18 protein-coding genes are annotated in these 23,671 nt (G+C 61.0%); 13 read left to right on the forward strand and 5 right to left on the reverse strand.

What is annotated here, in order from left to right; genetic code table 11:
* Positions 1 to 13 precede the first annotated feature (13 nt).
* Both D3M70_RS18070 and D3M70_RS18075 read left to right on the forward strand, forming a co-directional pair.
* Positions 14 to 4,624 (forward strand): dermonecrotic toxin domain-containing protein, encoded by a 4,611-nt coding sequence (locus tag D3M70_RS18070; protein WP_133306491.1) that lies wholly within the window; start codon positions 14 to 16, stop codon positions 4,622 to 4,624.
* Positions 4,621 to 4,857 (forward strand): hypothetical protein, encoded by a 237-nt coding sequence (locus tag D3M70_RS18075; protein ID WP_120127070.1) that lies wholly within the window; start codon positions 4,621 to 4,623, stop codon positions 4,855 to 4,857. The genes D3M70_RS18070 and D3M70_RS18075 overlap by 4 nt, the downstream gene beginning before the upstream one ends.
* A 31-nt stretch (positions 4,858 to 4,888) precedes the next feature.
* Here D3M70_RS18075 and D3M70_RS18080 read toward each other — a convergent pair whose 3' ends face one another.
* The 5 genes from D3M70_RS18080 to D3M70_RS18105 form a co-directional block, all read right to left on the reverse strand.
* Positions 4,889 to 6,040: an acyl-CoA dehydrogenase family protein gene (locus tag D3M70_RS18080; RefSeq protein WP_120127071.1), complete on the reverse strand. Its 1,152-nt coding sequence runs from the start codon at positions 6,038 to 6,040 to the stop codon at positions 4,889 to 4,891.
* Between the two features lie 3 nt (positions 6,041 to 6,043).
* Positions 6,044 to 7,141: an enoyl-CoA hydratase/isomerase family protein gene (locus D3M70_RS18085; protein ID WP_120127072.1), complete on the reverse strand. Its 1,098-nt coding sequence runs from the start codon at positions 7,139 to 7,141 to the stop codon at positions 6,044 to 6,046.
* Between the two features lie 498 nt (positions 7,142 to 7,639).
* On the reverse strand, positions 7,640 to 8,242 hold the full coding sequence (locus D3M70_RS18095) for a TetR/AcrR family transcriptional regulator (protein ID WP_120127074.1): 603 nt from the start codon (positions 8,240 to 8,242) through the stop codon (positions 7,640 to 7,642).
* 298 nt (positions 8,243 to 8,540) lie between these two features.
* Positions 8,541 to 10,688, reverse strand: a complete 2,148-nt coding sequence (gene egtB, locus D3M70_RS18100; RefSeq protein WP_120127075.1) for an ergothioneine biosynthesis protein EgtB — start codon at positions 10,686 to 10,688, stop codon at positions 8,541 to 8,543.
* A gap of 159 nt (positions 10,689 to 10,847) precedes the next feature.
* Positions 10,848 to 11,204, reverse strand: coding sequence for a DUF427 domain-containing protein (locus D3M70_RS18105; protein ID WP_120127076.1), 357 nt, complete (start codon positions 11,202 to 11,204; stop codon positions 10,848 to 10,850).
* Positions 11,205 to 11,491: 287 nt separating this feature from the next.
* On the opposite strand from D3M70_RS18105, the gene D3M70_RS18110 reads away from it, so the two are divergent.
* The 11 genes from D3M70_RS18110 (at position 11,492) to cysC (ending at position 23,609) form a co-directional block, all read left to right on the forward strand.
* Complete coding sequence (locus D3M70_RS18110; protein ID WP_120127077.1) at positions 11,492 to 12,664, forward strand: XdhC family protein; 1,173 nt, start codon at positions 11,492 to 11,494, stop codon at positions 12,662 to 12,664.
* A 291-nt stretch (positions 12,665 to 12,955) separates the two neighbouring features.
* Complete coding sequence (locus D3M70_RS18115) at positions 12,956 to 14,635, forward strand: MFS transporter (protein WP_120127078.1); 1,680 nt, start codon at positions 12,956 to 12,958, stop codon at positions 14,633 to 14,635.
* Complete coding sequence (locus D3M70_RS18120; RefSeq protein ID WP_120127079.1) at positions 14,632 to 15,852, forward strand: HlyD family secretion protein; 1,221 nt, start codon at positions 14,632 to 14,634, stop codon at positions 15,850 to 15,852. Before D3M70_RS18115 ends, D3M70_RS18120 begins: the two co-directional genes overlap by 4 nt.
* Positions 15,853 to 16,269: 417 nt before the next feature.
* A complete protein-coding gene (locus D3M70_RS18125; RefSeq protein WP_120127080.1) occupies positions 16,270 to 16,530 on the forward strand; it encodes a DUF2790 domain-containing protein in 261 nt (86 codons plus the stop codon).
* Positions 16,531 to 16,611: 81 nt separating this feature from the next.
* Positions 16,612 to 17,829 carry a cytochrome c biogenesis protein DipZ gene (locus D3M70_RS18130; RefSeq protein ID WP_120127081.1) on the forward strand — a complete coding sequence of 406 codons (1,218 nt, stop codon included), beginning with the start codon at positions 16,612 to 16,614 and terminating at the stop codon, positions 17,827 to 17,829.
* A gap of 600 nt (positions 17,830 to 18,429) precedes the next feature.
* Entirely contained in the window at positions 18,430 to 19,533 is a 1,104-nt protein-coding gene (locus tag D3M70_RS18135; protein WP_165869835.1) for a transaldolase family protein, read from the forward strand.
* Positions 19,530 to 20,267: a sulfotransferase family protein gene (locus D3M70_RS18140; protein WP_120127083.1), complete on the forward strand. Its 738-nt coding sequence runs from the start codon at positions 19,530 to 19,532 to the stop codon at positions 20,265 to 20,267. Before D3M70_RS18135 ends, D3M70_RS18140 begins: the two co-directional genes overlap by 4 nt.
* Positions 20,264 to 21,013 carry an SDR family NAD(P)-dependent oxidoreductase gene (locus tag D3M70_RS18145; RefSeq protein WP_120127084.1) on the forward strand — a complete coding sequence of 250 codons (750 nt, stop codon included), beginning with the start codon at positions 20,264 to 20,266 and terminating at the stop codon, positions 21,011 to 21,013. The genes D3M70_RS18140 and D3M70_RS18145 overlap by 4 nt, the downstream gene beginning before the upstream one ends.
* A 33-nt stretch (positions 21,014 to 21,046) precedes the next feature.
* Positions 21,047 to 22,234, forward strand: a complete 1,188-nt coding sequence (locus D3M70_RS18150) for a hypothetical protein (RefSeq protein WP_120127085.1) — start codon at positions 21,047 to 21,049, stop codon at positions 22,232 to 22,234.
* Positions 22,194 to 22,976 carry a bifunctional 2-polyprenyl-6-hydroxyphenol methylase/3-demethylubiquinol 3-O-methyltransferase UbiG gene (locus D3M70_RS18155; protein ID WP_120127086.1) on the forward strand — a complete coding sequence of 261 codons (783 nt, stop codon included), beginning with the start codon at positions 22,194 to 22,196 and terminating at the stop codon, positions 22,974 to 22,976. Before D3M70_RS18150 ends, D3M70_RS18155 begins: the two co-directional genes overlap by 41 nt.
* 24 nt (positions 22,977 to 23,000) lie before the next feature.
* A complete protein-coding gene (gene cysC, locus D3M70_RS18160; protein ID WP_120127087.1) occupies positions 23,001 to 23,609 on the forward strand; it encodes an adenylyl-sulfate kinase in 609 nt (202 codons plus the stop codon).
* The last annotated feature ends 62 nt before the right edge of the window (positions 23,610 to 23,671 follow it).

The following is a 23,671-nucleotide window of genomic DNA, read 5'->3' on the forward strand; positions in this document are numbered from 1 at the left end:
CGAGCTGATTCCCATGACCCGGACGCTGGCGCAAGCCGCGTTTGACGACGTCTGTTCGACGACGAATGCCCAAGGTTACAAGCGTGAGTTTTTCGACGCACGAGGGAACCTCGCCACTGCGGCGGATACGGCGCTGTTCGCTCGCGCATTGAGTGATGCGGCAAAGGATGTCACCGAGCAGTACGGCGCGCTTCTCAACGCCTGGTGGGAAGAGGTGTGGGCGGGCAAACGCAAACGCCGGGACCTGGCGGTCGAGTCGTTCACGGCCAGCGTGCGCAGAGCGCTTTACCAGCAAAGCCATGACGGCACCTTGAACGCTCAGGCGCTCAAAACCCTGATGCCGCTGTTCGAATCTCCAGAAGCACAGGCTCGATGGCGTTGCAGCCGAATGACCATCAGGAGCGCCGATTCCATTTCATGGGCACTGGCCGGGACCTTCGTCGTACAGTCCAGAGATCCCGCAGTGTCCTCGTTATGGTGGTATTCCCCTGATCACACCTGGACCGAGTTCGCCAACCTGGCGATGCTGACTGCCCACTTTGAAACTGCCACGGGACGTCAAGAACTCTATCCGGCGCTGGGCCTGGAGCATCAGGTCACGGGGCTGAATGCCGGTCTTCTGCATCTGAAATTCAAAGAAATCACTGGCCCCCTTTGCGCTGACCGCGTCGACTCGATCATCGCTGTGCAGGCCCGCAACCTCGTGTACGCGATGGGCCTGACCTGCGTCCCGACGAAGCGAATGGCGATGATCGATGATGCGCTGGACATTCGTCAGTTGCTCGATCCGCGACAGTTGCCCCTCAGCGCAGGTCGCTGGCGCAAGGCGGGTTCGCCGAACTTCGCTGAGCAATGGGTCAATCCGCTATCCGGTGTAGTCAGTGCGGCTGAAACCGGGACTCAGCACATAGCGGATTCCGGGCGGCCAACGTCGTGGATGAACTATGTCCAGGCGTTCGATTTACGTGCCGCGCATGGCAAAGACGCACTCAGCTGTCTGTTCTCTCATACCGAGCAGCGAGTGCAGCAATACCTGTGCGCATGGGGTTGTCGCTCGGTATCTATCAGTGATCTGCGGGTGCAATGGTATGAGGCGGTTATCGCCGAGCACTCGGATACAGGTGCAGCCGGATCGCAGCGCCTGATTTCCGTGGCGCTGGTGCCGCTGCTGCTCGAATGTGTCAGCGGTCATCGTTCCCGTGTTCTGCCAAGCGACGCGAAGGTCGTACTCGATTCGTCCAAAGCCCCGAGTCCTGTTTCGGTTGATCTGATCGAGAACATGATCGGGAAGCTGGCTGACGGGTTCGCCGATCGGTACGTCCAGGCCTTCGAATCCGCCCAATCCGGTTTCCAGCGTCAGGGCGATGTGCATGTCCAGCCATCCGCCGAGGCGCTCGACCTTCGCCAGCAAGCCCTGGCGCTTGACCTGGCAGTGGCCAGGCGCAAGGCCGCCCTGGACAGTGCCTCCATCGACATGGCCCGGCAGGTACTGGACCGTCCTCAACGCAGATTGCGGTTAGGGCTGACGGGGGCAATGACACAGGCGTATTCGGTCTCACTGTCATACGGCACCTCGCCGGCCGTCATGCTCTGTGACACGCTGGTGCTGCGTCAGCCGGACGTTCAAAACGGTGCGGTCCTGTTATGGCAGGGCACTCGGGGCTGGAGGTCGTTCACCTCGGTCGATGACGTGCAAAACCTGATCCAGCGCGAGCTCAATCGCAACCATGCCGAACGATGGCTGGAGATGCTGGGTGCAGGTGATCGCGCCCGATTGCGTGCCCATTTGCTCGATCCTTCCGGCAATACGGTCGAGGTGAGACTCGCGCAAATCGACGGTCATGCGATTCAGGCCTTGCAGCATCAGGCACTGAGTCGCAAGCAACAGGATCTGCGCCAACTGTGCCAGCGTGCCGAACGGGCTCGTTTCGAAGCGAATCTGTTCACTCACCTGGCGGCAGCGGAGGAGCCTGACGGTCAGTTGAGCGGGTTGCTGGACGCGCTGTCGATCAGGATCGATAACTGCAATTTCGAGGAAATACTGCCGGTGTGGATCAGCTCGGCGCCCATCGTTGATCTCAAGCGTTACTACGACATTTTCATACGCCTTTACCTCGCCACGGATGGCGGCAACGACTTCCTCTTCGATGTTCCCTCTGTTCAGGGCTACGCGCGCAAGCGACTGGTCGCTCAGTTGAACAAGGACTTTCCCGGGCAGGCGCTGAATCCCGACCATGTCATGGTGACCTCGCGTCGCTACGTCAGCGCTTTTCCGGCGGTTGGCGAGTTGCCGTCAGTGATCCCTGCGGCGACCTCGATACGCACCGAGTCACTGGTGGACTACGCGATAAACCGATTCGTCGATACCCAGGATGCCAGCCTCAGCGTTCACGCTGCCGAACAGCCGCAGGCGGCGAGTTTGCTCACGGTCCAATACCTGAAGCGATTGGTCAGGCAGCTTGATGTGGGGGCTGGTTATCTCGCGATGCTGCGCAGGGCGCTTGACTCCTCGAATGCCGACTATGCGCTGCGCAAACGCCTGTTCTTTCTTCAGTTGCCACCCGCGCACCTGGCGTTGGCCCTTGCGGAAAAAATGCAAGGTAACCTCAGTGCGCAGGGCTACGCATTCATCTCCCAGGTTCTGGATATGCCCGATGGCATAGCCCGCGAAAAACTGGACGAAATGCACGTGATCCTCAGCCCGCTGCAACTGGTCGCCGACGCGGGCATGACGCCTGATCTGCCGACTGAGGTGTATCTGATCTGTCCGGCGGACCCCGATAAAGGACCGGTCGTGCTGTACGCGCTTTTCTATTCCTCGTTCACGTTTCGTGAGTACGCGAGTCAGACCGCGCTGCTGGACGGCATCCGCAGCGATAAGTCGCTGCAGAGACTCTTGCTCGAACGCCTGGATCCTGAAGTGCGCCGTCGCTATGACCATGGCGGGTTCATCGAGCCGCATCTGCCATTTTCTGTCGGACTGTATGACGTTCCGGTCCGTGCGTCAGGGCCGGTCACTGTGAACCTGGCTGCGGTCGACGGCAACGCATTGCAGGTGTTGTTCAACGACACCGTCAAGCTGGTGCTGGACATGGGGGCGTCCAGCACGGTGACCAACGCCCAGTCCGATCAGGCGGGGGGGCGGTTTCTAGCGACGTTGATCGTCGGTCAGGTGCTGACATTGCTGCCCGGAAGGCTGGCGGCGATGCTGACGCTCTGGCAGAGCCAGACGTTGTTTCGCGCCTCTGTGCGATCGGTATCGGAGCATCGCTGGGGGGAAGCGCTTTCCGAGTTCGCAGCGGCTCTTTCGGTCATGGCCGCCACGCGGGAGCAGGCGCTGGAAGATGAACAGGTCAGCGTTGAGCTGCCACTTGAGGCCAGCGAGCCGCAGGACGTGACATCGGCCTTTTCCTGGCGAGCGAACACGTTGACCAGCGAGCAGCAGAGCTGGCTGCAGTCGTTGCAGGCTCAAGGTGTCGCACTTGCGCAAATGCGCCATGACTCCGTGCTCAACCTCTATCGGGACAAGCATTCAAGGCCTTATGCGGTGGTGGACGGCAAGGTCTATCAGGTGCAGCAGCTGTCGGGCACCGATGGCTGGAAAATCGTCGGCAGCGACGGCACCTCCGGACCCCGCTTGATGCAGGAGGGCAATCTACGCTGGCAACTGGATCTGAATCTGCGCCTGCGAGGCGGGGGTGGCGCAGTGACGAAGATCAAGGCATCGCTGGCATTGACCGCAGCGGAGGAGGATTTGATCATCGAAGCCAGCGGAATGGCCGAGATCCGCCAGTTGTATCGCGATCGGGCGCGACGCATCGGACACGCGCATCTGCAGGCCCGCCGCTATCTGGAGAACTGTCTGGACAACCTCAATGCGCGGCAGGGGAACGGTACGCTCGACCCGCGCGTCAAGGCCGTCATCGGTGACTTCTTCGGCACCGCCAACCCGGACCAGGCGCTGCTGGAGCGCACCGAGAGCGCGATCAAGACCCTGTTCGATGCCATAGTGGATCCGTCGCTGTCGCCATTTACATCCGAGCGGTTCGTCATCGGTTCCAACCGGCCGGGGGTTGAGCGGGTTACCGCCTTCGTCCTGTCCAGGGATCCCAAGAAGCGAATATTTTTGACCGAGCAGTTCTTTCTGATCCCGCTTTATCGTCTCAAGCCTGAAGCCGCGGCGCAGGGCTTCGATCGGGTGGCGCATTTTCAGGCGGGCTCCCTGATACATGAGGTGTCGCATCTGGCGCTCGACACCAAGGACATTGCCTACGTCGAGGCGCCGGCACCGTACCCGGATCTGCTGCTGGACAACACTCCGTCCACGCTTCGGGTGCGCGATGAAACCGTTCGCCTGCACACTCGCACGCTGTCACATCGCACGCCAGCCGATGAATTGTTCACGATCTTGGAAGGAGGAACATCCCGTGACATCCGTCGCACCGACAACATTGGCTACAGCACAGTGCTGCGGATAACCGGCACCCATACGCTGGAAGATGCGCGGCGGGTGTTCTTCGCCGATGTTCAGGCGCGCAGCCAGGTCATGCTCAAGAATGCCGATTCGCTGACCTTGCTGGTCCTGCTTTTGGGTCGACGCAATTTTCTGGTGCCTTATCCATGACGCCATCTCGTATCATCGGGGATTTTTTCGGCGTCATCCGTCCCGACCAGCTGCTGCTCTGCGAAGTGGAAAACGCGGTGAAGACCCTGTTCATTCATATCGAGCGATTGCACACGCGGCGCTTTTCCCACCGCAGTGACCGAGATGCGCTGTTCACCATTGCTCAGCAGGCGCGCAACCTCGGTTATGTGACGGGCCTTGGGGGAAGGAATTACCTGCTGCCGAGCCCTTGATGAGCCCGGCGGCGGGGGGATAACAGGTTGTTTACAGACTGTAGTGGCGTAGCTCGCGAGCGATCAGCAGACGCTGGATTTCGCTGGAGCCTTCGTAGATCTGGGTGATGCGGGCATCCCGGTAGTATTTCTCTACCGGGTAATCCTCAAGATAGCCGTAGCCCCCGTGAATCTGTACCGCCTTGGAACAGACCCACTCGGCCATCTCGGAGGCGAACAGCTTGGCCTGGGACGCCTCCGACAGACAGGGCCGCCCCGCCGTGCGCAGGCGCGCGGCGTGCAGCACCAACAGCCGTGAAGCGTTGATGCGCGTGTGCATGTCAGCCAGCAGATTGGAGACACTCTGGTGCTCGATGATCGGCTTGTCGAACTGCACCCGCTCGCGAGCGTAAGCCAGCGCCGCTTCGAACGCGGCGCGAGCGATCCCCAACGCTTGCGCGGCGATGCCGATGCGTCCGCCTTCCAGGTTGGAGAGGGCAATGGACAGGCCCTTGCCGCGTTCGCCCAGCAGACTGGATTCTGGAATACGGCAGTCGCTCAGGGTCACCGCGCAGGTGTCCGAGGCGCGAATGCCCATCTTGTGTTCCATGCGATCGACCGTGTAACCGGGGTTATCGGTGGGCACCAGAAACGCCGAGATACCTTTCTTGCCCAGCTCCGGATCGGTCACCGCGAAGACGATTGCCAGTTGCGCGCGCTTGCCATTGCTGACGAACTGCTTGGCGCCGTTGAGCACCCATTCGCCGTTGTTCAGTTCTGCGCGGGTGCGCAGATTGTGCGCTTCGGAACCGGCCTGGGGTTCTGTCAGGCAGAAACAGCCAATCGCTTTGCCGCTGGCGAGTTTTTCCAGCCACTGGTTTTTCTGCTCGTCGCTGCCGTAATTGAGCACCGGCCCGCAACCGACCGAGCTGTGCACGCTCATCAGCGTGCCGGTGGCGGCGTCGGCGGCGGAAATCTCTTCCACCGCCAAGGCGTAAGCGACGTAATCAATGTAGGTGCCGCCCCATTGTTCCGGGACGATCATGCCCAACAGGCCCAGTTCGCCGAGTTTTTCAACCAGGCCGTCATCGATCCAGCCCGCCTTTTCCCAGGCCTGTGCGTGGGGCGCGATTTCATTGCGCGCGAATTCCCGCGCCATGTCGCGAATCATGATCTGTTCTTCGGTCAGTTCAAGGTCTTGCATGGGTCACGCCTCATGACCGCTGAAAAAACTCGCCACATGCTCGGCATTCAATGCCTGCACACTGGACGGGTTCCATTGCGGCTTCTTGTCTTTATCAACGATCAAGGCGCGCACGCCTTCGATCAGGTCACCCCGTTCGAACCACTGGCGATCCAGATGCAACTCCAGATCGAAGCAGGCTTCCAGCGGCAGGTGGCGACCCCGGCGCAGCATCTCCAGGGTCACGGCCATCGCCAGGGGGGAACGGGTTTGCATCAGGTTGGCAGTGTCGACGGCCCAGCTGTGGGTGTCGATGACGGTCACTTCCAACAGCTGTTCGATGATGCTCGGGATGTCCGGCAGGCCAAAGAAGTGATCGATGGCCGGGCGCAGTTTTTCCAGGGGCGGGTCCGGGAGTTTCTGCACGCCGATTCTTGCCAGCACCCCTTGCAGGTCTTTGAGCGGCGTGAGGGTCCACTTCAGGTAGTCGAGCTGGCGGTCGAGGTCGTCGAATCGGGCGCTTTGCAGGTACCAGTCCGCGAGGCCGCAATACAGTGCGTCGGCCGCCTGAATCTGCACGCCGGTCACGCCCAGATAGATGCCCAGTTCGCCCTGGACGCGTGGCAGAAAGTAGCTGCCGCCCACATCCGGAAAATAGCCGATGGCGACTTCCGGCATCGCCAGACGGCTGCGTTCGGTCACCACCCGTAGGTCCACCCCTTGCGCCAGGCCCATCCCGCCGCCCAGCACGAAGCCGTCCATCAAGGCCATGACGGGCTTGCGGTAATGATGCAAGGTGAGGTCCAGGGCGTATTCTTCGACGAAGAAGTCCTGATGATCGGTCTGACCGCTTGTGAAGCTGTCGTATAGCGAACGGATGTCGCCCCCGGCGCAGAAGGCTTTTTCTCCTGCTCCGCGCAACACCACCGCGTAGACCTTGTCGTCCACCGCCCAGGCATCGAGCTGTCGTTGCAGCTGGCGCACCATCTCCAGATCGATGGCATTGAGCCCTTGTGGGCGATTGAGGGTGATGTGGCCGATATGATTGCGAACTTCGGACAGAACGGTGTCGCAGGCCGGTTCCTGACCTGAAGACGTGGCCGATACTACCTGTGCCGTCATTACTGACTCCCTGTGGCTTTTTGTTTTTGCTCGTTCAGGCGGCTGCAAGCGCCGCACTCCATGAGGTGCAGCAAGGATGCTAACAGCGCGTTTTTGCAAATGGCAATGAAGAATAGTGCAGGGACGCCATGCATGTTTGCAGGTTGCCTCGGCGTATGAAGACATCGGCCGACCTGGCGGACCGCCTCAGCCCGAGGGGCGTGGGAGCCCGACTTGTCGGCGATCTGGCGCGCAGCGGCAGCAAAACCATTCACTGCGCTGCTCCAGACAAACCGCATTCAACAGAGTTTACTGCCGGTAGCCGGAGGCCTGCTTATCCCGCACAGCGTGCTTTTGATTCTGGCCGGAGGCCGTGGGAGCCCGACTTGTCGGCGATCTGGCGCGCAGCGGCAGCAAAACCTGTGCATGCGGTGGGTCTGATGTATCGAAGTCGCTGACCTTACTGCCGCTTCGCGCCAGATCGCTGGCAAGCCAAGCTCCCACGGCCTTCGGCCAGAATCAAAAAACTCGATTCACGCCGCAATCCCGCAGAACGCTGTTGGCGAGTATCGCGGAAAAGCCGTCCAGTGCCTGGGTATTGCGCTGCGCCTTGGCCAGCAGCACCGCGCCTTGCAGCGACGAGACGATGAACAGCGCGACCTGCCGGCTTTTGAAGCCATCAGGCAGGTCCCCGGCGCTGACTGCCTCGTCCAGGCAATTGCAGATGATGTCGCAGAGCCATTCGTAGATGGTCGCCAGCCGCAGGCGAATCGGCTCGCTGTGTTCGGTGCTTTCAGCGGTGAAATTGCCCAGCAGGCAGCCCTTGTGCAGGCCGGACTCGAGCAAGCCCTTGTGGCAGTCGACGTAGCTCAGCACCCGCTGCACGGGCGGCAACGCGGCGTCGAGAAGGGTCTCGTTCACCCGCGCCCGGGTACTCTCGAAGTAGAGGTCGATGATCTCCAGACCAAAGGCTTCCTTGGACACGAAATGGTTGGTGAACGACCCTTGAGGCACGCCCGCCGCGTGCACGATGTCCCGCACGCTGGCGCAGGCGAAACCGCGCTCATGAACGACTTTCAAACCTTCGGTCAGGATCTTTTCGCGGTGGGAGGGTTTAGCCATGGATTGTTAACCTGCCTGTGCGTATCCGAATCTGCCTTGAAGGGCATGGACGTTAGCAGGTGGGAATATCGGCGTCGATAAGCTCCCTAAGGGTATGCAGAGCGCATATCCCTTGCCTCTGGCCGAAGGCCGTGGGAGCCCGGCTTGCCAGCGATCTGCCGGGAACCGGCAGCAGACACTGAGGATGCTGTGGGTCAGGCAGATTAAGGCAGCTGAGTGTGCAACTGCTGCGCAGCCGATCGTCCACAAGCCGGGCGCCCATGCCCTGCGGGGCAGAATCAAAAGCAGGGCGCGGTGCCTACGCCTGCAAACTGAACAACCCCATCTGCGGCGCCTCGCTGATCCAGTGCTCGCTGACCGACCATCCGGCCCGCGCCGCCAGCTCTGTGAACGACTCTACCGTGAACTTGTGCGAATTCTCGGTATGCAGCCGCTCGCCGGCAGCGAAGTGGAAGCTGTGGCCCGCCACTTTCACCACCTGTTCGACCTCGCTCACCAGGTGCATTTCCATCCGCGCCTGTTCCGCGTTCCAGACCGCCAGATGGCTGAACGCCTCGACGTTGAAATTGGCGCCCAGTTCGCGATTGATGCGCGTCAGCAGGTTCTTGTTGAAGCGCGCCGTCACCCCCTCGGCGTCGTCGTAGGCTGCGACCAGCGTGTCCGCTTCCTTGACCATGTCCACGCCGACGATGAAGTGTGCGTTCTTGCCCAGTACATCGTGAGCGGCATGCAGGAAATCCACCGCCTCTTCGTGGGTGAAGTTACCAATGGTCGAGCCCGGAAAGAAACCGACGCGGGTGTGGCCGTTGGCTTCCTTGGGCAAAGTCAACACACGGGTGAAATCGTCCACCTGGGGCGCCACTACCAGCGTCGGGTACTGCTTGCGCAAGGACTGTGCGGCCTTGTTCAAGGCCGTGGCGCTGATGTCGATCGGCACATAGACCGCGATGTGCGGTGCAGCGTCCAGCACCAGGCGGGTTTTCTCGCTGGCGCCACTGCCGAACTCCACCAGTGCGGCGCCATCGGGGATTGTGGCGGCGATCTGGCTGGCGATGCTTTTCAACAGCCCGGTTTCGGCACGGGTAGGGTAATACTCGGCGGTTTCGCAGATCGCTTCGAACAGGTCTGAACCCGCCGCGTCGTAGAAGTATTTGGGCGACAGCGTCTTGGTCGGTGCGGACAGCCCGGCCACCACATCGCGGGCGAACTCGCTGTCATTGGGGTTGACCACCCCCGGTTGGCGGCTGTCACGCGCCAGACGCAACCCGGACACCATCCAGCGTTTCTCGGCATGGAAGAAGTTGCGATAAGTGACCCGGCAATGCTCTGGAGAGGTCACGCTGGCGCCACCGCGAAGCACCATCTGGTTGACCATGAACTTGCCGTTGTATTCGCCCACCGCACCGGCGGACGGCTTGAAGCCAGGGTAGGGGCTGTAGGCACTTTGCGTCCACTGCCAGGCGACATCGTCGACCTGTTCCAGCAGACCTGCGCGGGCGGCGGCTTCCCATTCCGCTTCGGTGGGCAGACGGGCATCGGCCCACGTGGCAAAGGCCACCGCTTCGTAATAACTGATGTGGGTCACGGGCGCGGCCGGGTCGATGGCCTCAAGCCCGCGCAGGCTCATGCGCTTCCAGCCGTTTTCATCGTGATGCCAGTACAACGGCGCATTCCAGGCCTGTTCCTGCACCAGCGTCCAGCCTTCGGACAGCCACAGCGCTGCGGTGTGATAACCGCCATCGGCGATGAAGCTCAGCCACTCGCCGTTGGTGACCAGCCGATCACTGATCTCGAAAGACTGCAGATACGTGGTATGGCGCGGCCCCTCGTTGTCGAAGGCGAACGTCTTGGCACCATGACCGATCTGCGTGAGGCCCGCGCTCAGCGGTTTGAACTGACCGCGACGCCCGGGGGCGTCCTTGGGCCAGGTGGGGTCATAGGCCGGTTTGAGCGAGGACAAGCTGAACAGGTGGAGAATGTCCATCAACAGCAGTTCCTGATGCTGCTCTTCGTGGGCCAGGCCCAGCTCGATCAGGCTCGACGCCTCGTCCGACAGACCGCTCATCAGCAACGCCGACATGTGTTCATCCACATGTTTGCGGTAGGCCATGACCTGATCGACGCCGGGGCGGGTCATCAGACCCCGCTGCGGGCGCGGATGGCGTGGGCCGACGGCTTCGTAATAGGAGTTGAAGAGGTAGCAGAAAGTTGGGTCGAACGGGGTGTAGTTGGGGATGTTCGGCGCCAGCAGGAACGTTTCGAAAAACCAGGTGGTGTGCGCAATGTGCCACTTGGCCGGGCTGGCGTCGGGCATCGATTGCACCACCATGTCCTCGGCGCTGAGTGGTGCGACCAGGGTTTCGGTGCGACTGCGAACGCTTTGGTAGCGCTTGCACAAGGTGGAAGTTGCAGGTGTTTCGCGAAGCTGGCGTGAATGGCGCGTCATCGGGTCTTCTCCGGATCTTGCCGACGCCCGGTAGGCTGATGCAGTGCAGCCAGGCGGTACGGCTTCTCATGACCGGGCCGCGAAGAGGGTATCGCGGCCCGGGCGTGTTCTGGCGAACGTGATCAAACGATGCAGCGATGGAACGGGTCCGGCTCGGAATCAATGAACGTCGATCGTCACCTTGTCCGGATAGAAGGCGACGTGCCCCTCGATTTGCTTGACCGATGGATACGCCTCTTCGTAGGTCCATACAGCGTTTTCGGCCGACTCGCCGTTGGCGGTGAGGCTGAAGTAGCTGGCATCGCCCTTGTAGGGGCAATGGGTTCGATGTTCGGTTCTAACGTAATGTTCAATCGAAATATCCGAGCGGGGCACATAGATGACTGCCGGGTACTGCGCTTCCTTGAGTTCAAGCGCTTTGTCGCTCTGCGCGACGCGTTCACCCTTGAACTGGACCGTGACGCGGCCATTGAGCGGGGAAATGGTGATGGGATGGTCCGGACCTGGGGTTTTCATGGCGATGGATCCTGTTGGGCAGGGGAGATCGACAAGCCAGCCTTCTGCATCGGGCAGGCGCCGAAGAAGGAAGGGCAGTGTAGTAGGCGTGAATACGGATGACCGTATTTTCTTTGACGCCACCGACCAGCGGAATTATAAACGTGCATCGGACGATGAATGCTGAAAGCCTGAACCCCAGGCGCAGCGGGCAGTCAGCAATAAAGGCACCAATGTCCAAGGCATGGGTGCCTTTCACGTCAATAGTAGGCCGGGCCAAATGAACGGGCCGGTGTCGGGGGACATGCATGAACGATCTGTCCAGTCTGCTGGATGCGCTTGACCGGGCGCAGGCCGAGCAGCAGGAAGCGGTGATTGCCACTGTGGTCAAAGTCGAGGGTTCGGCCTATCGGCGACCGGGCGCGCGAATGGTTATTGCGCAATTGGGCGACGCCACCGGTACGGTGAGCGGTGGTTGCCTGGAAAGCGATGTCAGCAAAAAGGCCTGGTGGTTGACCGCCAGCGGCAAGCCGTCGATCCGTACCTACAGCACCGGCGAAGACGACGACGAGCTGGAAGAGGCAGAACTGAGTTTCGGCCTTGGCTGCAACGGGACGGTGCATATTCTGTTCGAGCGCGTGTACCCCAAGGCCGCCAGTCTGGTAGGGGATCTGCTGCGCGACGTCAAGAACAGTGGCCGCCCCGCAGCGCTGGCGACGGTCATTGGTTCAGCCAGCGAGCGCCACACCGCCATTGGTGAACGGGTGGCGCTGACGCCGTCCGCTGAGACGAAGGTGCTGGTGCGCGAACGCTGGCTGGCTCAGGCGATGGCAGACGATCTGCAAGCGGTGCTCGAGGCCCGCCGATCCGCCACGCGTACCTATGACGGGCCGGGTGGAGAGGTCGAGGTTCTGCTGGAGTACATCCCTGCGCCGCGTCGTATGGTGATTTTCGGCGCCGGTCATGATGCGGCGCCGCTGGTCAGCATGGCGCGATTGCAGGGCTGGCACATCACCGTCATCGACGCCCGCGCGCACTTTGCCCGGGCCCAGCGTTTTCCCGATGCAGATCGGGTGCTGGCGGCGCCGCTGGAAACGATGCCGGACATGGCCGCGATGGTGGCCGACGCGGCGGTGGTGGTGATGACCCACAGTCTGACTCAGGATCGACACTGGCTGGGGCAAGTGCTCCAGGGTGCGCCGCGGTACATCGGCCAATTGGGGCCGCGCAGCCGCACCGAGCGTTTGCTGGATGAACTGCCAGCACCACTGCGCGAGTCACCGGCGCTGGCTTGCCTGCATTACCCGGTCGGACTGGATCTGGGCGGTGACACCCCGGACAGCGTCGCGCTGTCGATGCTGTCCGAGATCAACGCCGTGTTCAACGGCCGCAATGGCGGCATGCTCAAGCATCGCGAAGCGAGCATTCATGCAGTGGATGTGAAGCTTGAGCAGGAGCCGGGATTGCGCATGATCGGCTGATCGCGCCCGGTTGACCTCGCTGTTGCCTTTCTCGGGTTCTGTAGCCGTCTGGCCGGGCGGTTACAGGGTTTTTCATCGCGGCTGGCACACCACCCAATGACCGTCGCGGCGTCGCGATCCTTGCGTTGAACGCGTGCTCTGCGCTTTCTTGCGGCAACAACTAAACTCCCCTCACATACACCACCAATACGACCCACAATAAAAAGCGCCGAATCGTCAAAACGCACGAGCGGCCGGTGAGTAATATCGTTCTGGTCAAGGTCTCAGGACAGAATCCATCAGGTCTGCTCGATGAACGACAAGTACACACCCCACGATTGGGCACCGCACGAGCGGCCGAGCATACCGGGGTCGCCTTCAACGCCATTGCATTCCACCCCCAAACGTCTGGCATTCCTCGTCGTCGGCGTGATCGTTGCGTTGACGGGGGGACTGGGTAACGCACTGGTGGTTGCCAACCTGCAATACCTCCAGGGCCCGCTGGGCGCAACTCAAGCTGAAATCGCCTGGCTGCCGGCCGCGTTCGTGATGACCAATGTCTCGATGAACCTGCTGCTGGTGAAGTTCCGGCAGCAATTCGGGCTGCGCGCATTCACGGAGGTGTTTCTGGTGCTGTACGCGCTGGTGACCTTCGCCCACCTGTTCGTCAATGACATCGATTCGGCCATCGCGGTGCGCGCGGCCCATGGCATGGTCGGTGCGGCGCTCAGTTCGTTGGGGCTCTACTACACCATTCAGGCGTTCCCGCAGAAGTGGCGAACGAAGGCGCTGGTACTCGGGCTTGGCACCGCGCAACTGGCGACGCCGCTGGCAAGGCTGGTGTCCGAAGACCTGTTACAGATCGCCGAATGGCGCGGCCTTTATCTGTTCGAACTGGGCATGTGCCTGTTGTCGCTGGGCTGCGTACTGATCCTCAAGCTGCCACCGGGGGATCGCTTCAAGACCTTCGAGAAACTCGACTTCCTGACCTTTGCCCTGCTCGCCTCAGGCTTTGCAGCGTTGTGCGCGGCCCTGTCGCTGGGGCGGATCGACTGGTGGCTGGAGGAGCCCTGGATCGGCATCGCGCTGGCGTTTTCCATCGCGACCATCTGCGCCGGCCTTGCCATCGAACACAATCGAACCCGCCCGCTGTTGATCACTCGCTGGCTGGGCAGTGGACGGATGCTGCGGTTCGCCCTGGGCGTGCTGTTGACGCGCATCGTGCTGTCGGAGCAGGCCACTGGCGCAGTCGGATTTCTGCAAGGGCTCAACCAGGGCAGCGAGCAACTGCATACGCTGTATTTCTTCATGCTCCTGGGCAGTGTCGCGGGGCTGGTCGCCAGCGCCCTGACCATCAATCCCCAGCACCTGTTCAAACCGCTGATCATTGCGCTGGCATTAATGGCCATCGGTTCGGGCATGGACAGCTTTTCCACCAGCCTGACCCGTGCCCCGCAGATGTATTTCAGCCAGTTCTTGCTGGCCTTCGGCGGCACCTTTTTCCTCGGGCCGACGCTTGTGCTCGGCATGAGCGGTGTACTCAGCAATCCACGCAATATGGTCAGTTTTTCGGTGCTGTTCGGGATCACCCAGAACGTCGGCAGCCTGATCGGCTCGGCACTGTTGGGGACGTTTCAGGTATGGCGGGAGAAATTCCATTCCGCGCACATCGTCGAGCATTTGACACTGCTCAATCCCCAGGTGCAGTCGCGTCTGCAAAGCTCCAGCGGGTCGCTGATCTCGGCCATTGCCGACCCTTCCTCGCGTACCGGTCAGGGCATTCGTACGCTGGCCACTGCCGCGACACGAGAAGCCAATACCTTGGCCTACAACGACGTGTTCATGCTGATTGCGCTGATCGCGGTGCTGACCATGATCTGGACCACCAGCCGTGCGACCTGGCTGTGGATCACCACCGAGCCAGTCGCGCCTTTCACGCCAACGCCAACTGCGGCATCCTCTGTTCAATTCTCTGGCGCTAAACCTACATGACTGAAACCGGCAAATCACCTGATAGCAACCCCGGCAATCCGGTCCCTCCGTCTGCGGCGACGGCCGCACCGACAGCCGCACCGACCGCTGCGCCTGCGCCGGCAGCCATGCCAGCCACGACGCAGCCTCGGTCGGCGCGGGTTCGTCTGGTGTCCTCCATTGTGTTCGGTGCAGTGGCGCTGGCGGGGGTGCTGATCGTGCTCTACGCCTGGCAACTGCCGCCGTTCAGCAGTCCGATAGAAAGCACCGAGAACGCGCTCGTCAGAGGGCAGACCACGATCATCTCGCCGCAATTGAGCGGCTATGTCTATGAAGTGCCGGTGCAGGATTTTCAGTGGGTCAAAGCCGGAGATCTGCTGGTACGGATCGATGATCGGATCTACCAGCAGCATCTGGATCAGGGGCTGGCGCAACTGGGTATTCAAAAGGCCGCGCTGGACAACAATCTGCAGCAGCGGCGCAGCGCCGAGGCGACCATTGCGCAGCGTCAGGCCACGGTGGCCAGCGCCCAGGCCCAAAGCCAGAAAGCCGCCGCCGACTTGCGCCGCAGCAGTGCGTTGGTGACTGACGGCTCGGTGTCCAAGAGCGAGCTTGACGTCACCCGCGCCGCCGATGCGCAAGCCCGTGCTGCGCTGGCCGAAGCGAAAGCGACGCTGGAAATCGCACGCCAGGATTTGCAGACCGTGATTGTCAATCGTGGCTCGCTGGAGGCCTCGGTGAAAAACGCCGAAGCGGCCATTGAGCTGGCGCGCATTGACCTGAGCAATACCCGCATCACTGCACCCCGTGACGGACAGTTGGGGCAGATCGGCACGCGCCTGGGGGCCTACGTCAATTCGGGCGCGCAACTGATGGGCCTGGTGCCGCACCCGCGCTGGATCATCGCCAACATGAAGGAAACCCAGATGGCCAACGTGCGTCTGGGCCAACCTGTGACCTTCACCGTCGACGCGCTGGAGCACCGCAAGATGCGAGGCCGGGTGCAGCGTATCTCCCCGGCGGCGGGCTCGGAATTCAGTCTGCTGCCCGCCGACAACGCCACCGGCAACTTCGTCAAGATCGCCCAGCGCATCCCGGTGCGCATCACCGTGGACAACGACCAGGACGAAATCGAACGCTTGCGGCCGGGGATGTCAGTGGTGGTCAGCATCGACACCAGCCAGGACGGACCGATCCCGCCCGATCCGGTGGATGGGTCGGTAGAGCAACAACATTGATGCGCAGACTGACCTCCTGACAGTCCGGCCGGGCGGCTACAGGGTTTGCGTCGTGGCGCGATGATCGTTCCAACGCTCGGCGTGGCAACGCTGCGATTGACGCTCCGCGTCAACGGGACGCGGAGCGTCCTGCAAGGCACTCCACGCTGGAGCGTGGGAACGATCATGACAAGGTATGCGCTCACCTCAGAAGCCAGCCGGTTCCAGCAGCGTTCCGAGCGCTCTGAATTCCGTTCCAGAGCCGACAGGGGCGGCGGCTTTGTATCGCTCTGTATCCAGTTGCCTCGTGGACACTTGCAGATGCCATTGGCCGCTTCGCCGACACATCCGAGATACCTCCGGATCGTTCAATAGGCTCCATCGAGACACAACGTCCCGGCAGCCCTTGAACAACGACTGAATGTCACGGAGATCGCCATGAACTGGAAAAACCTCTCAATCGCCACCCTGTTTGCCGCCCTGAGTCTTGGCGCCCTGTCTGCGCAAGCGCGGGACATGAGCCAGCCTGAAACCTACCGGTATGGCACTCACCTGGACATCAAGAAAGTGATCGCCTCCAAAGAGGGCACCACCCCGGCCTGTGGCGTGGTGACCTCGCAGCTGACCTACCTGGACTCGATGGATCAGACCCGCGTGCTCAACTACCAGAGCTTCTCCGGCGGTTGCCACGACAACTGAGTCACCCCGCCCTCGAGCATGGTTTTCAGGGGGAGGGCGGCGCACGCGCTGCCGCCCCCTTTCCGACTGCAGGTAATCGCTATGTTGCTGATCGCTTTTCTGGGTGGGATCGTCACGATTCTCAGCCCATGCATCCTCCCCGTCGTGCCTTTTCTGTTTGCCCGCGCCGACCGCTCGGCGGCCTCGGTGCTGTTGACGCTGCTCGGTCTGACGCTGACGTTCGCGTTGGTGTCGAGCCTGGCCGTGGTCAGCAGCGACTGGGTGGTGACCGCCAATGGCATCGGTCGTCAGGTCGCACTGGTGGTGTTGGTGCTCTTCGCACTGTCGCTGTTGTCGGCGAAAGTCGGCGGCTGGTTGATGTGGCCATGGGTGACGCTTGGCAATCGTCTTGACCCTGCTACGCGTCGGTTATCCGGGCCCTTAGCTTCGTTGCTGATCGGCGTCGCCACCGGCTTGCTGTGGGCGCCCTGCGCGGGGCCGATTCTGGGGATCATTCTGACCGGCGCCATGCTGCAGGGCCCGAGTGCGCAAACCAGCCTGTTGCTGCTGGCGTACGGGCTGGGCAGTGCGGTGTCGCTGGGGGTGCTGATCTTCGCCAGTCGTGGTGTGTTGTCGCGCCTGAAACTCTCGTTGCCGGTGACAGCGTGGCTACGGCGGGGCGCGGGATGTGCCGCCTTGCTGGTGGCGGTGGTGATCGCCAGCGGATCACAGAGCCAACTGCTGGCGGGTACTTCGTCCCAAGGCGCGGCAGCGGTGGAGCAGCAATTGCTGACCGGGGTGCCCAAGGTGGTCGATTATCTGGTCGACAGCGTAAAGGCCGCGACGGCGACTGATGTGAGCGACAAGGGCGAGATGCCTTCGCTGTCCGGCGCGGTCCAGTGGCTGAATTCACCAGCGCTGACCAAGGAATCGTTGAAAGGCAAGGTGGTGCTGGTGGACTTCTGGACATTCGACTGCATCAACTGCCAACGCAGCATTCCCTATGTGAATGCGTGGGCGAAGAAGTACGAGAAAGACGGGTTGGTGGTGATCGGTGTGCACACCCCCGAATACCCCTATGAACGGGTCGTCGACAATGTGCGCAAGAACGTCGAGAAACTGGGGCTGAACTATCCGATCGCGATCGACAACGACTATGCGATCTGGCGCGCCTTCGGCAATCAGTACTGGCCTGCGCACTACCTGATCGACGCGCAGGGCCAGATCCGTTACACCCACTTCGGCGAGGGCAGCTACGACACCCAGGAACAGGTAATCCGGGAACTCCTCGACGAAGCCAGAGCCAGAGCCAGGAGTTGATTCACACCTCCGACAGGGACGACATCTGCCGGGGTGTTTGTCCAGGCGTGGCGGTAATTATTGTCAAGAAGAGGAGCAATTACCGTCGATGTTGCAAATCTCAAACACCCGATACCCATAACGCCCGCAGTTACCGCTGAACAGTTGAAGTTCAGACAGCGAATGACGGAACTTGATATTTAGGGTGCGGCGTATGTGTGTTCGTAAATGTTGAAGGTTGTCTTGCTGAGGTTCTTGAGGCCCTCGTTTGAGTTTATTCAAACGAGGGTGTTGTTTTGGGATGAGGTAAATTATGAAGACTATTATAAATAGTTTGTCATTTAGAATTATTCGTGATTAAAAATCCGGTGAAACGGATTTGACAGGTAATCCAATTGGATCCATCGTTACCTTCGAACCGTTCCAGCGTTGCTGACCATCAGTCTGAACAGACTGGCATTTCGCCTGGCCTCACTCGAACCGCATTTTAACTACGGATATAAACACAGGACTCTTCTCATGGCCGTCCGCGGATTCGCTCGCCTGTTGAAACAGCACAGTCCAGACTCGGAAATATGGTGGGATTCCTCCCCCTCGTTATATGCGGCTTTCGAAGAAAGTATGAAGCTGAAATATTCAGACATATATCCGCAGATTCGGGAGTTATTACCAAACGGCTTTTCGAACAGTGACACGGGCATCAGCGGAGCAACCACCAATCCGATCCTGATTACCCAGGCAGTTCTGGCAAACCCAGACAAATGGCATGCCCGGGCCGCCTCTCTTTGCACTGCGCTGTCCAGCTCAGAGAAGGCAGCCCGGATCTATGACCGGGTTATCATCGAGGGTGCCCGGCGTCTACTTCCCCTGCATGCATCATCCCGACAGCGTCACGGCTGGTTGTCTGCGCAGATCGAAGGGGGCGACAGCATGGATGAGGACGCGTTGGTCGAGCGCGGTCGCCAGTTGGCGCAGTTGGCGCCGAACATCATGATCAAGGTGCCAGGGAGCGAGGAGGGCTATCGCGCCATCGAGCGGCTGGTCGCGCAGGGCTACTCGATCAACAACACCTTCTGTTTCAGCGTTTCGCAGGCGGCCGCGTTTTTCAAGGCCATCCATGACGGCCGTCTTCACGCACAGCGTCAGGGCGTAAGCACCGAGCATGCGCGGTACGTCGTCAGCTTCATGATCGGTCGGCTGGGTGCGGAAGATGAAATCAGGGGAAGGCTGACGAATCCCGACCGGCGCTGGGCCGAACTGGCGGTGTACCAGGCGATTCAGGCGCTGCGTCGGCGCTGGCGTACTCCGGCGCGGCTTCTGCTGTGCAGTCTGAAGGTCGATACCGACAGTCGCGGTCGCGAACATTGCTGGCACTTGCAGCGCACCGGAGCCGACACGACGCTGTACACCATGACCCCGCACATCATCGAGTTTCTTGCCCGGCGCCAACGGCAACTTCGCCCGATCGTGCCTGCCACCCGAGGGGTGCAAGTACCAGAAGGCGTGATGCACCGGCTGATGTCTATCGATTACTGGCGCCAGGCGTATTTCGAAGGGGGTCTGGCGCCCCGAGAGTTTGCACGCTACCCGGCATTCATCACTGCCGGCCGTGATGCACGCGAAGGCCAGCAGCGTTTGCTCGACTTTGTCCAGGCTGCGGGCGCAGGTCAGCAAAAACTGCCGATTCGGACAACCCATGATCAGTCGTTGGAGTGCGCATCATGAATCGCATGATCGCCCTTTGGGCCCATCCTCGTTCGCGCTCGACAGCGCTGGAGCGGGTGTTCATCGAGCGGGGGGATTTCGAAGTCTTTCACGAACCGTTCGCGCACGTGGCGTTCGATGAGCATTCCGCCATTCCTCATGACGATCTGGACTGCGGGCTGCCACGCGATTACGACGCGATCAAGTCGCTGTTGCGCACCACGCGCCAGACTCGGCACGTGTTTCATAAGGACATGTGCTACCACTGCCTGGATCAATTGAAGGCCGACCCGGAGTTTCTGCTCGAACAGCAGAACGTCTTCATCATCCGTGAACCGGGGCGCGCCATCGTTTCGCATTTCGCGATGTTCGCGCAGATGCCGGTGCAGGCCATCGGGCACAAGGCGCTGTATGAAGTCTTCTGCACGCTGACGAAACTCACCGGCAGGATTCCGTATGTGATCAACGCTGAAGACCTGGCCACTCGTCCGGAAGAGACGGTACGCAGGCTCTGCGATTACCTGCAACTGGAGTTCCTGCCCCACGCCCTCAACTGGGAGCCGTCCTGCCCGCCGCAATGGAAGGCCTGGCGCAGCTGGCACAAAGAGGCCGAGCGCAGCACCTGCATCGTCGCACCCGTCGAGACTTTCGATGAAGGCGCGCTGACCGGCGATCCCCGGCTTCTGGCGTACTACCAGGCCCATCGACCTTATTACGAGCGCATGAATCAATTCGCGCAGCAGGTGCATGCATGAAAAAAGTGGTCATCACCGGCGCGGCGAACGGCATCGGCAGGGCCACTGCGATCGCCTGTGTAGAAGCCGGTTATTACGTGGTTGCCGCCGACAAGGATCGGTGCGGGTTACAGGCGCTGCAAAAGAATCTGTCGTTGCTTCGCCTGGAAACTCACCTTGCCGATTTTTCGCAACCTCAGGTTTACCGCTCGTTCATCAGCGGACTTTACGACCGTCATCATCACCGAACGCTTCACGGTCTGGTCAACAACGCCGGCCTGTACCACGGCAAGAGCGTTTATGAATACAGCGACGAAGAGATGGAGGAAATGTGGGCAGTCAATCTGAAGTCACTGATCTACCTGTCCAAAGACTTCGCCATGCGCGAGCAGGATCGCTCGCAAGGCGCTCATGACTCGAGTGTGCGCAGCATCGTCAACATCACGTCGGTTGCCGGGGAGGTCGGCAGCATGGATGCGCTTTACGGCGCTACCAAGGCGGGAGTCATCGGCCTGACCAAAGCCAATGCCTGGAATTTTGCACCTCACGTGCGCGTCAATGCGGTCTCCCCGGCGTTAATCCGGGAAACCTCCATTCATGACCGGATACCCGAGCATCGGAGAAAGGAGTACGAGCGACAGGAAGTCCTCAAGGACCCCATTCATCCTGAGGGTGTGGCCGATGTGATCATGTTCCTGCTGTCCGATCAGAGCCGCAATCTCACCGGAAAAGTCATCGCCGTGGACAACGGTGCCTATCCCCGCTGATAGCGAGGCGAGGCACTTCAGGGAGAGAGCACCATGCAACGCAAGAAGCTACTTATCATTGGCGGCGGCAATCTGTGCCTGCAGATCCTGCAAACGCTTGCTCCGCGCAATCAGTTCGAATTTCACGTCGCCAGTCGCAATCTCGAGCAAGCGACCAAGCTGTGCAATCTGGTGCGGCTCGGCGCTATGCAGGGGGATATTCCTGCACGGATTCAGGCGTGGGAAATGAACTTGAGCGAGTCGGACATCGAGCGCAACGCCCACACACTGACCCGGATCAGGCCGGACGTCATTCTCAACTGCGCCTCGCTGCAATCCTGGCGCCGCATTACCGAACTGCCCAAAGCGGCGTTCGATGCGCTTGATCAGGCGCAACTGGGCCCCTGGCTGCCGATGCACCTGGCACCGGCCTATGCGCTAATGCGCGCGGTCAAACAATCCTGCCCCAAAGCGTTAGTGGTCAACGCCGCTTTTCCCGATGCGGTCAACGCAGTCCTGTTCAAGGTCGGGATGGCGCCGGATGTCGGCGTCGGTAACGTCGCCAACCTGATTCCCGCCACGCGCTGTGCCATTGCACGGCTGGCAGGCTGCGATCCGCTTCGGGTGCGCGTGAAATTGATCGGCCAGCATTTTTTCAGTCACTACGTCCCTCGCAGTGGCCTGCCGCCCAAGGCGCATTTCAACCTGACGTACTGGATCGACGGCAGGGAACGCAGCGAAGACTTCAGCGCCGAGACCATCTTCACCAGTGTGGCCAGGGACTTCGCTCGGCTCGGCGGTGTGGACGGCCAGTACCTCACCGCCATGTCTGCGGTGCGTGTCCTGGAAAACCTGTACGCCGAGAACGAGGTCGAGGCCCACGCGCCGGGCCCCCATGGTTTACCCGGTGGTTATCCGGTCAAAGTCGGTGGGGGGCGGGTGCTGCTGGGGTTGCCGTACGGCGTCAGGCGCGAGGATGCGATCCAGCTGAACGAGGCCGGGCAGCGTCAGGATGGCATCGAGACGATCATGGCCGACGGCACGGTGACGTTTGGCCGACAGCAGATGAGCGTCATGGAGGAGTTGCTGGGCTTCTTCACACCTGAACTGAAGGTTCAGGACGCCGCAAGCGTCGCCGACGAGTTGGGGCGCAAATACCAGGCCTTCGCCGCTCACATTCGCCAACAGGGAGTCAGCCAACATGTTGCCAGGCAGCCCGTCTTTACCCCTCGATTCGCGTGAACGTGCCGATCGGGACTATTCGCGTCAGTACAACGACGACTTCGTCAGCCGCTGGGATGAGCTTATCGACTGGGACAAGCGGGCCGCGGGTGAGGGGACGTTTTTCTCCGATCTGCTGCTCAAGGCAGGGGCCTGTCGGATACTCGATGCTTCCACCGGCAGCGGCTTTCATGCGGTACAGCTGCACAAGGCCGGTTTCGACGTCACCGCGTGCGATGGCAGTCGAACCATGGTGGAGCGCGCGAAGGCCAACTTCAACAGCAGAGGGCTGCGCATTCCGCTCGTCTGTCGGGACTGGCGTGACCTGGAGCGCGCTCAGTTAGGGACTTTCGACGCAGTGCTGTGTCTGGGCAGTTCGCTGTGCCATGTCTTCGACAGTCAGGATCGCATCGACGTGCTCAAGCGATTTCGCAGCCTGCTCAGGCCGGGCGGGGTGCTGCTAATCGATCAGCGCAACTTTCACGCGATCCTGGAAGGGCATTTCTCATCGTCCGGACGCTATTACTACTGTGGGAAAACAGCCAGGGTCACGGTGGGGGAGCTGCATGAATCGCTGTGTGAGTTCGTCTACACCTTCGCAGAGGGCGTGACCTATCGGCTGCGCGTGTTTCCCATCCTTCCTGAACGACTGCGAACCGAAATGTTCCTCTCCGGGTTTGGGGAACTGAAGCGATTTGGCGACTTCCGCCACGTCTACGACCCGCTGCGGGCCGATTTCATCATTCATCAGGCCCGCGCCTGAGGGACTCGAGAAAAGGGTTTTTCCATGGACAGTCACCACCCTACCCAAGCTTCCAGGAATCTGTTCACGTATGACTTCAGCCGTGGCGGCGAGCCCGAGGGCCAGGCAGTTGCTCGTGTGATCTGGCTTACCGGATTGTCCGGGGCAGGCAAATCGACCATCGTCGACAGTCTTAACCCGGTGTTGCGCGATCGTGGCCTGAAGACCTGCATTCTAGACGGCGATTCCCTGCGAACCGGTCTTTGCCGTGACCTGGGGTTCACCGACCCCGACCGGGACGAAAACGTGCGGCGCGTGGCTGAGGTCGCCTCCCTGATGGCCGACGCCGGGCTGACCGTCATGGTGGCGCTGATCTCACCGAGCCGCGCCGGCCGCCATCTGGCCCGCTCGATCATCGGCCCCGAGCGCTTCGTCGAGGTGTTCGTCGATGCACCGCTGCAGGTGGCCGAGTCCAGGGATCCCAAGGGGTTGTATCGTCGTGCCCGGCGCGGCGAGATCAAAGGCTTCACCGGGATCGATTCGCGATATGAAACGCCTGTCTTTCCCGAAGTGCACATTCGCAGCGATCAGATCGGTGTGGCAGCGGCTGTCAGGCTGATCGATGACTGGTTGCAACGGTTTAGCGAGCCTTGAGGGTGGTTTGAGGCATCGTTGTGCAACGAGCGCGCACGGCTGTCCGAAAGTCACGCGAAATG

It is taken from the genome of Pseudomonas sp. LS-2 (assembly GCF_003605735.1).
Taxonomy (GTDB): Bacteria; Pseudomonadota; Gammaproteobacteria; order Pseudomonadales; family Pseudomonadaceae; genus Aquipseudomonas.

Bases quoted from the DNA above. Each gene is read 5' to 3' on its own strand.
- D3M70_RS18130 (WP_120127081.1), top strand. From the start codon at position 16,612: ATGTTGCTGATCGCTTTTCTGGGTGGGATCGTCACGATTCTCAGCCCA.
- D3M70_RS18150 (WP_120127085.1), top strand. From the start codon at position 21,047: ATGCAACGCAAGAAGCTACTTATCATTGGCGGCGGCAATCTGTGCCTG.
- D3M70_RS18110 (WP_120127077.1), top strand. From the start codon at position 11,492: ATGAACGATCTGTCCAGTCTGCTGGATGCGCTTGACCGGGCGCAGGCC.
- D3M70_RS18135 (WP_165869835.1), top strand. From the start codon at position 18,430: ATGAAGCTGAAATATTCAGACATATATCCGCAGATTCGGGAGTTATTA.
- D3M70_RS18115 (WP_120127078.1), top strand. From the start codon at position 12,956: ATGAACGACAAGTACACACCCCACGATTGGGCACCGCACGAGCGGCCG.
- D3M70_RS18145 (WP_120127084.1), top strand. From the start codon at position 20,264: ATGAAAAAAGTGGTCATCACCGGCGCGGCGAACGGCATCGGCAGGGCC.
- D3M70_RS18125 (WP_120127080.1), top strand. From the start codon at position 16,270: ATGAACTGGAAAAACCTCTCAATCGCCACCCTGTTTGCCGCCCTGAGT.
- D3M70_RS18140 (WP_120127083.1), top strand. From the start codon at position 19,530: ATGAATCGCATGATCGCCCTTTGGGCCCATCCTCGTTCGCGCTCGACA.
- D3M70_RS18070 (WP_133306491.1), top strand. From the start codon at position 14: ATGACCCGGACGCTGGCGCAAGCCGCGTTTGACGACGTCTGTTCGACG.
- egtB (WP_120127075.1), bottom strand. From the start codon at position 10,688: ATGACGCGCCATTCACGCCAGCTTCGCGAAACACCTGCAACTTCCACC.
- D3M70_RS18085 (WP_120127072.1), bottom strand. From the start codon at position 7,141: ATGACGGCACAGGTAGTATCGGCCACGTCTTCAGGTCAGGAACCGGCC.
- D3M70_RS18120 (WP_120127079.1), top strand. From the start codon at position 14,632: ATGACTGAAACCGGCAAATCACCTGATAGCAACCCCGGCAATCCGGTC.
- D3M70_RS18155 (WP_120127086.1), top strand. From the start codon at position 22,194: ATGTTGCCAGGCAGCCCGTCTTTACCCCTCGATTCGCGTGAACGTGCC.
- D3M70_RS18075 (WP_120127070.1), top strand. From the start codon at position 4,621: ATGACGCCATCTCGTATCATCGGGGATTTTTTCGGCGTCATCCGTCCC.
- D3M70_RS18080 (WP_120127071.1), bottom strand. From the start codon at position 6,040: ATGCAAGACCTTGAACTGACCGAAGAACAGATCATGATTCGCGACATG.
- D3M70_RS18095 (WP_120127074.1), bottom strand. From the start codon at position 8,242: ATGGCTAAACCCTCCCACCGCGAAAAGATCCTGACCGAAGGTTTGAAA.
- cysC (WP_120127087.1), top strand. From the start codon at position 23,001: ATGGACAGTCACCACCCTACCCAAGCTTCCAGGAATCTGTTCACGTAT.
- D3M70_RS18105 (WP_120127076.1), bottom strand. From the start codon at position 11,204: ATGAAAACCCCAGGTCCGGACCATCCCATCACCATTTCCCCGCTCAAT.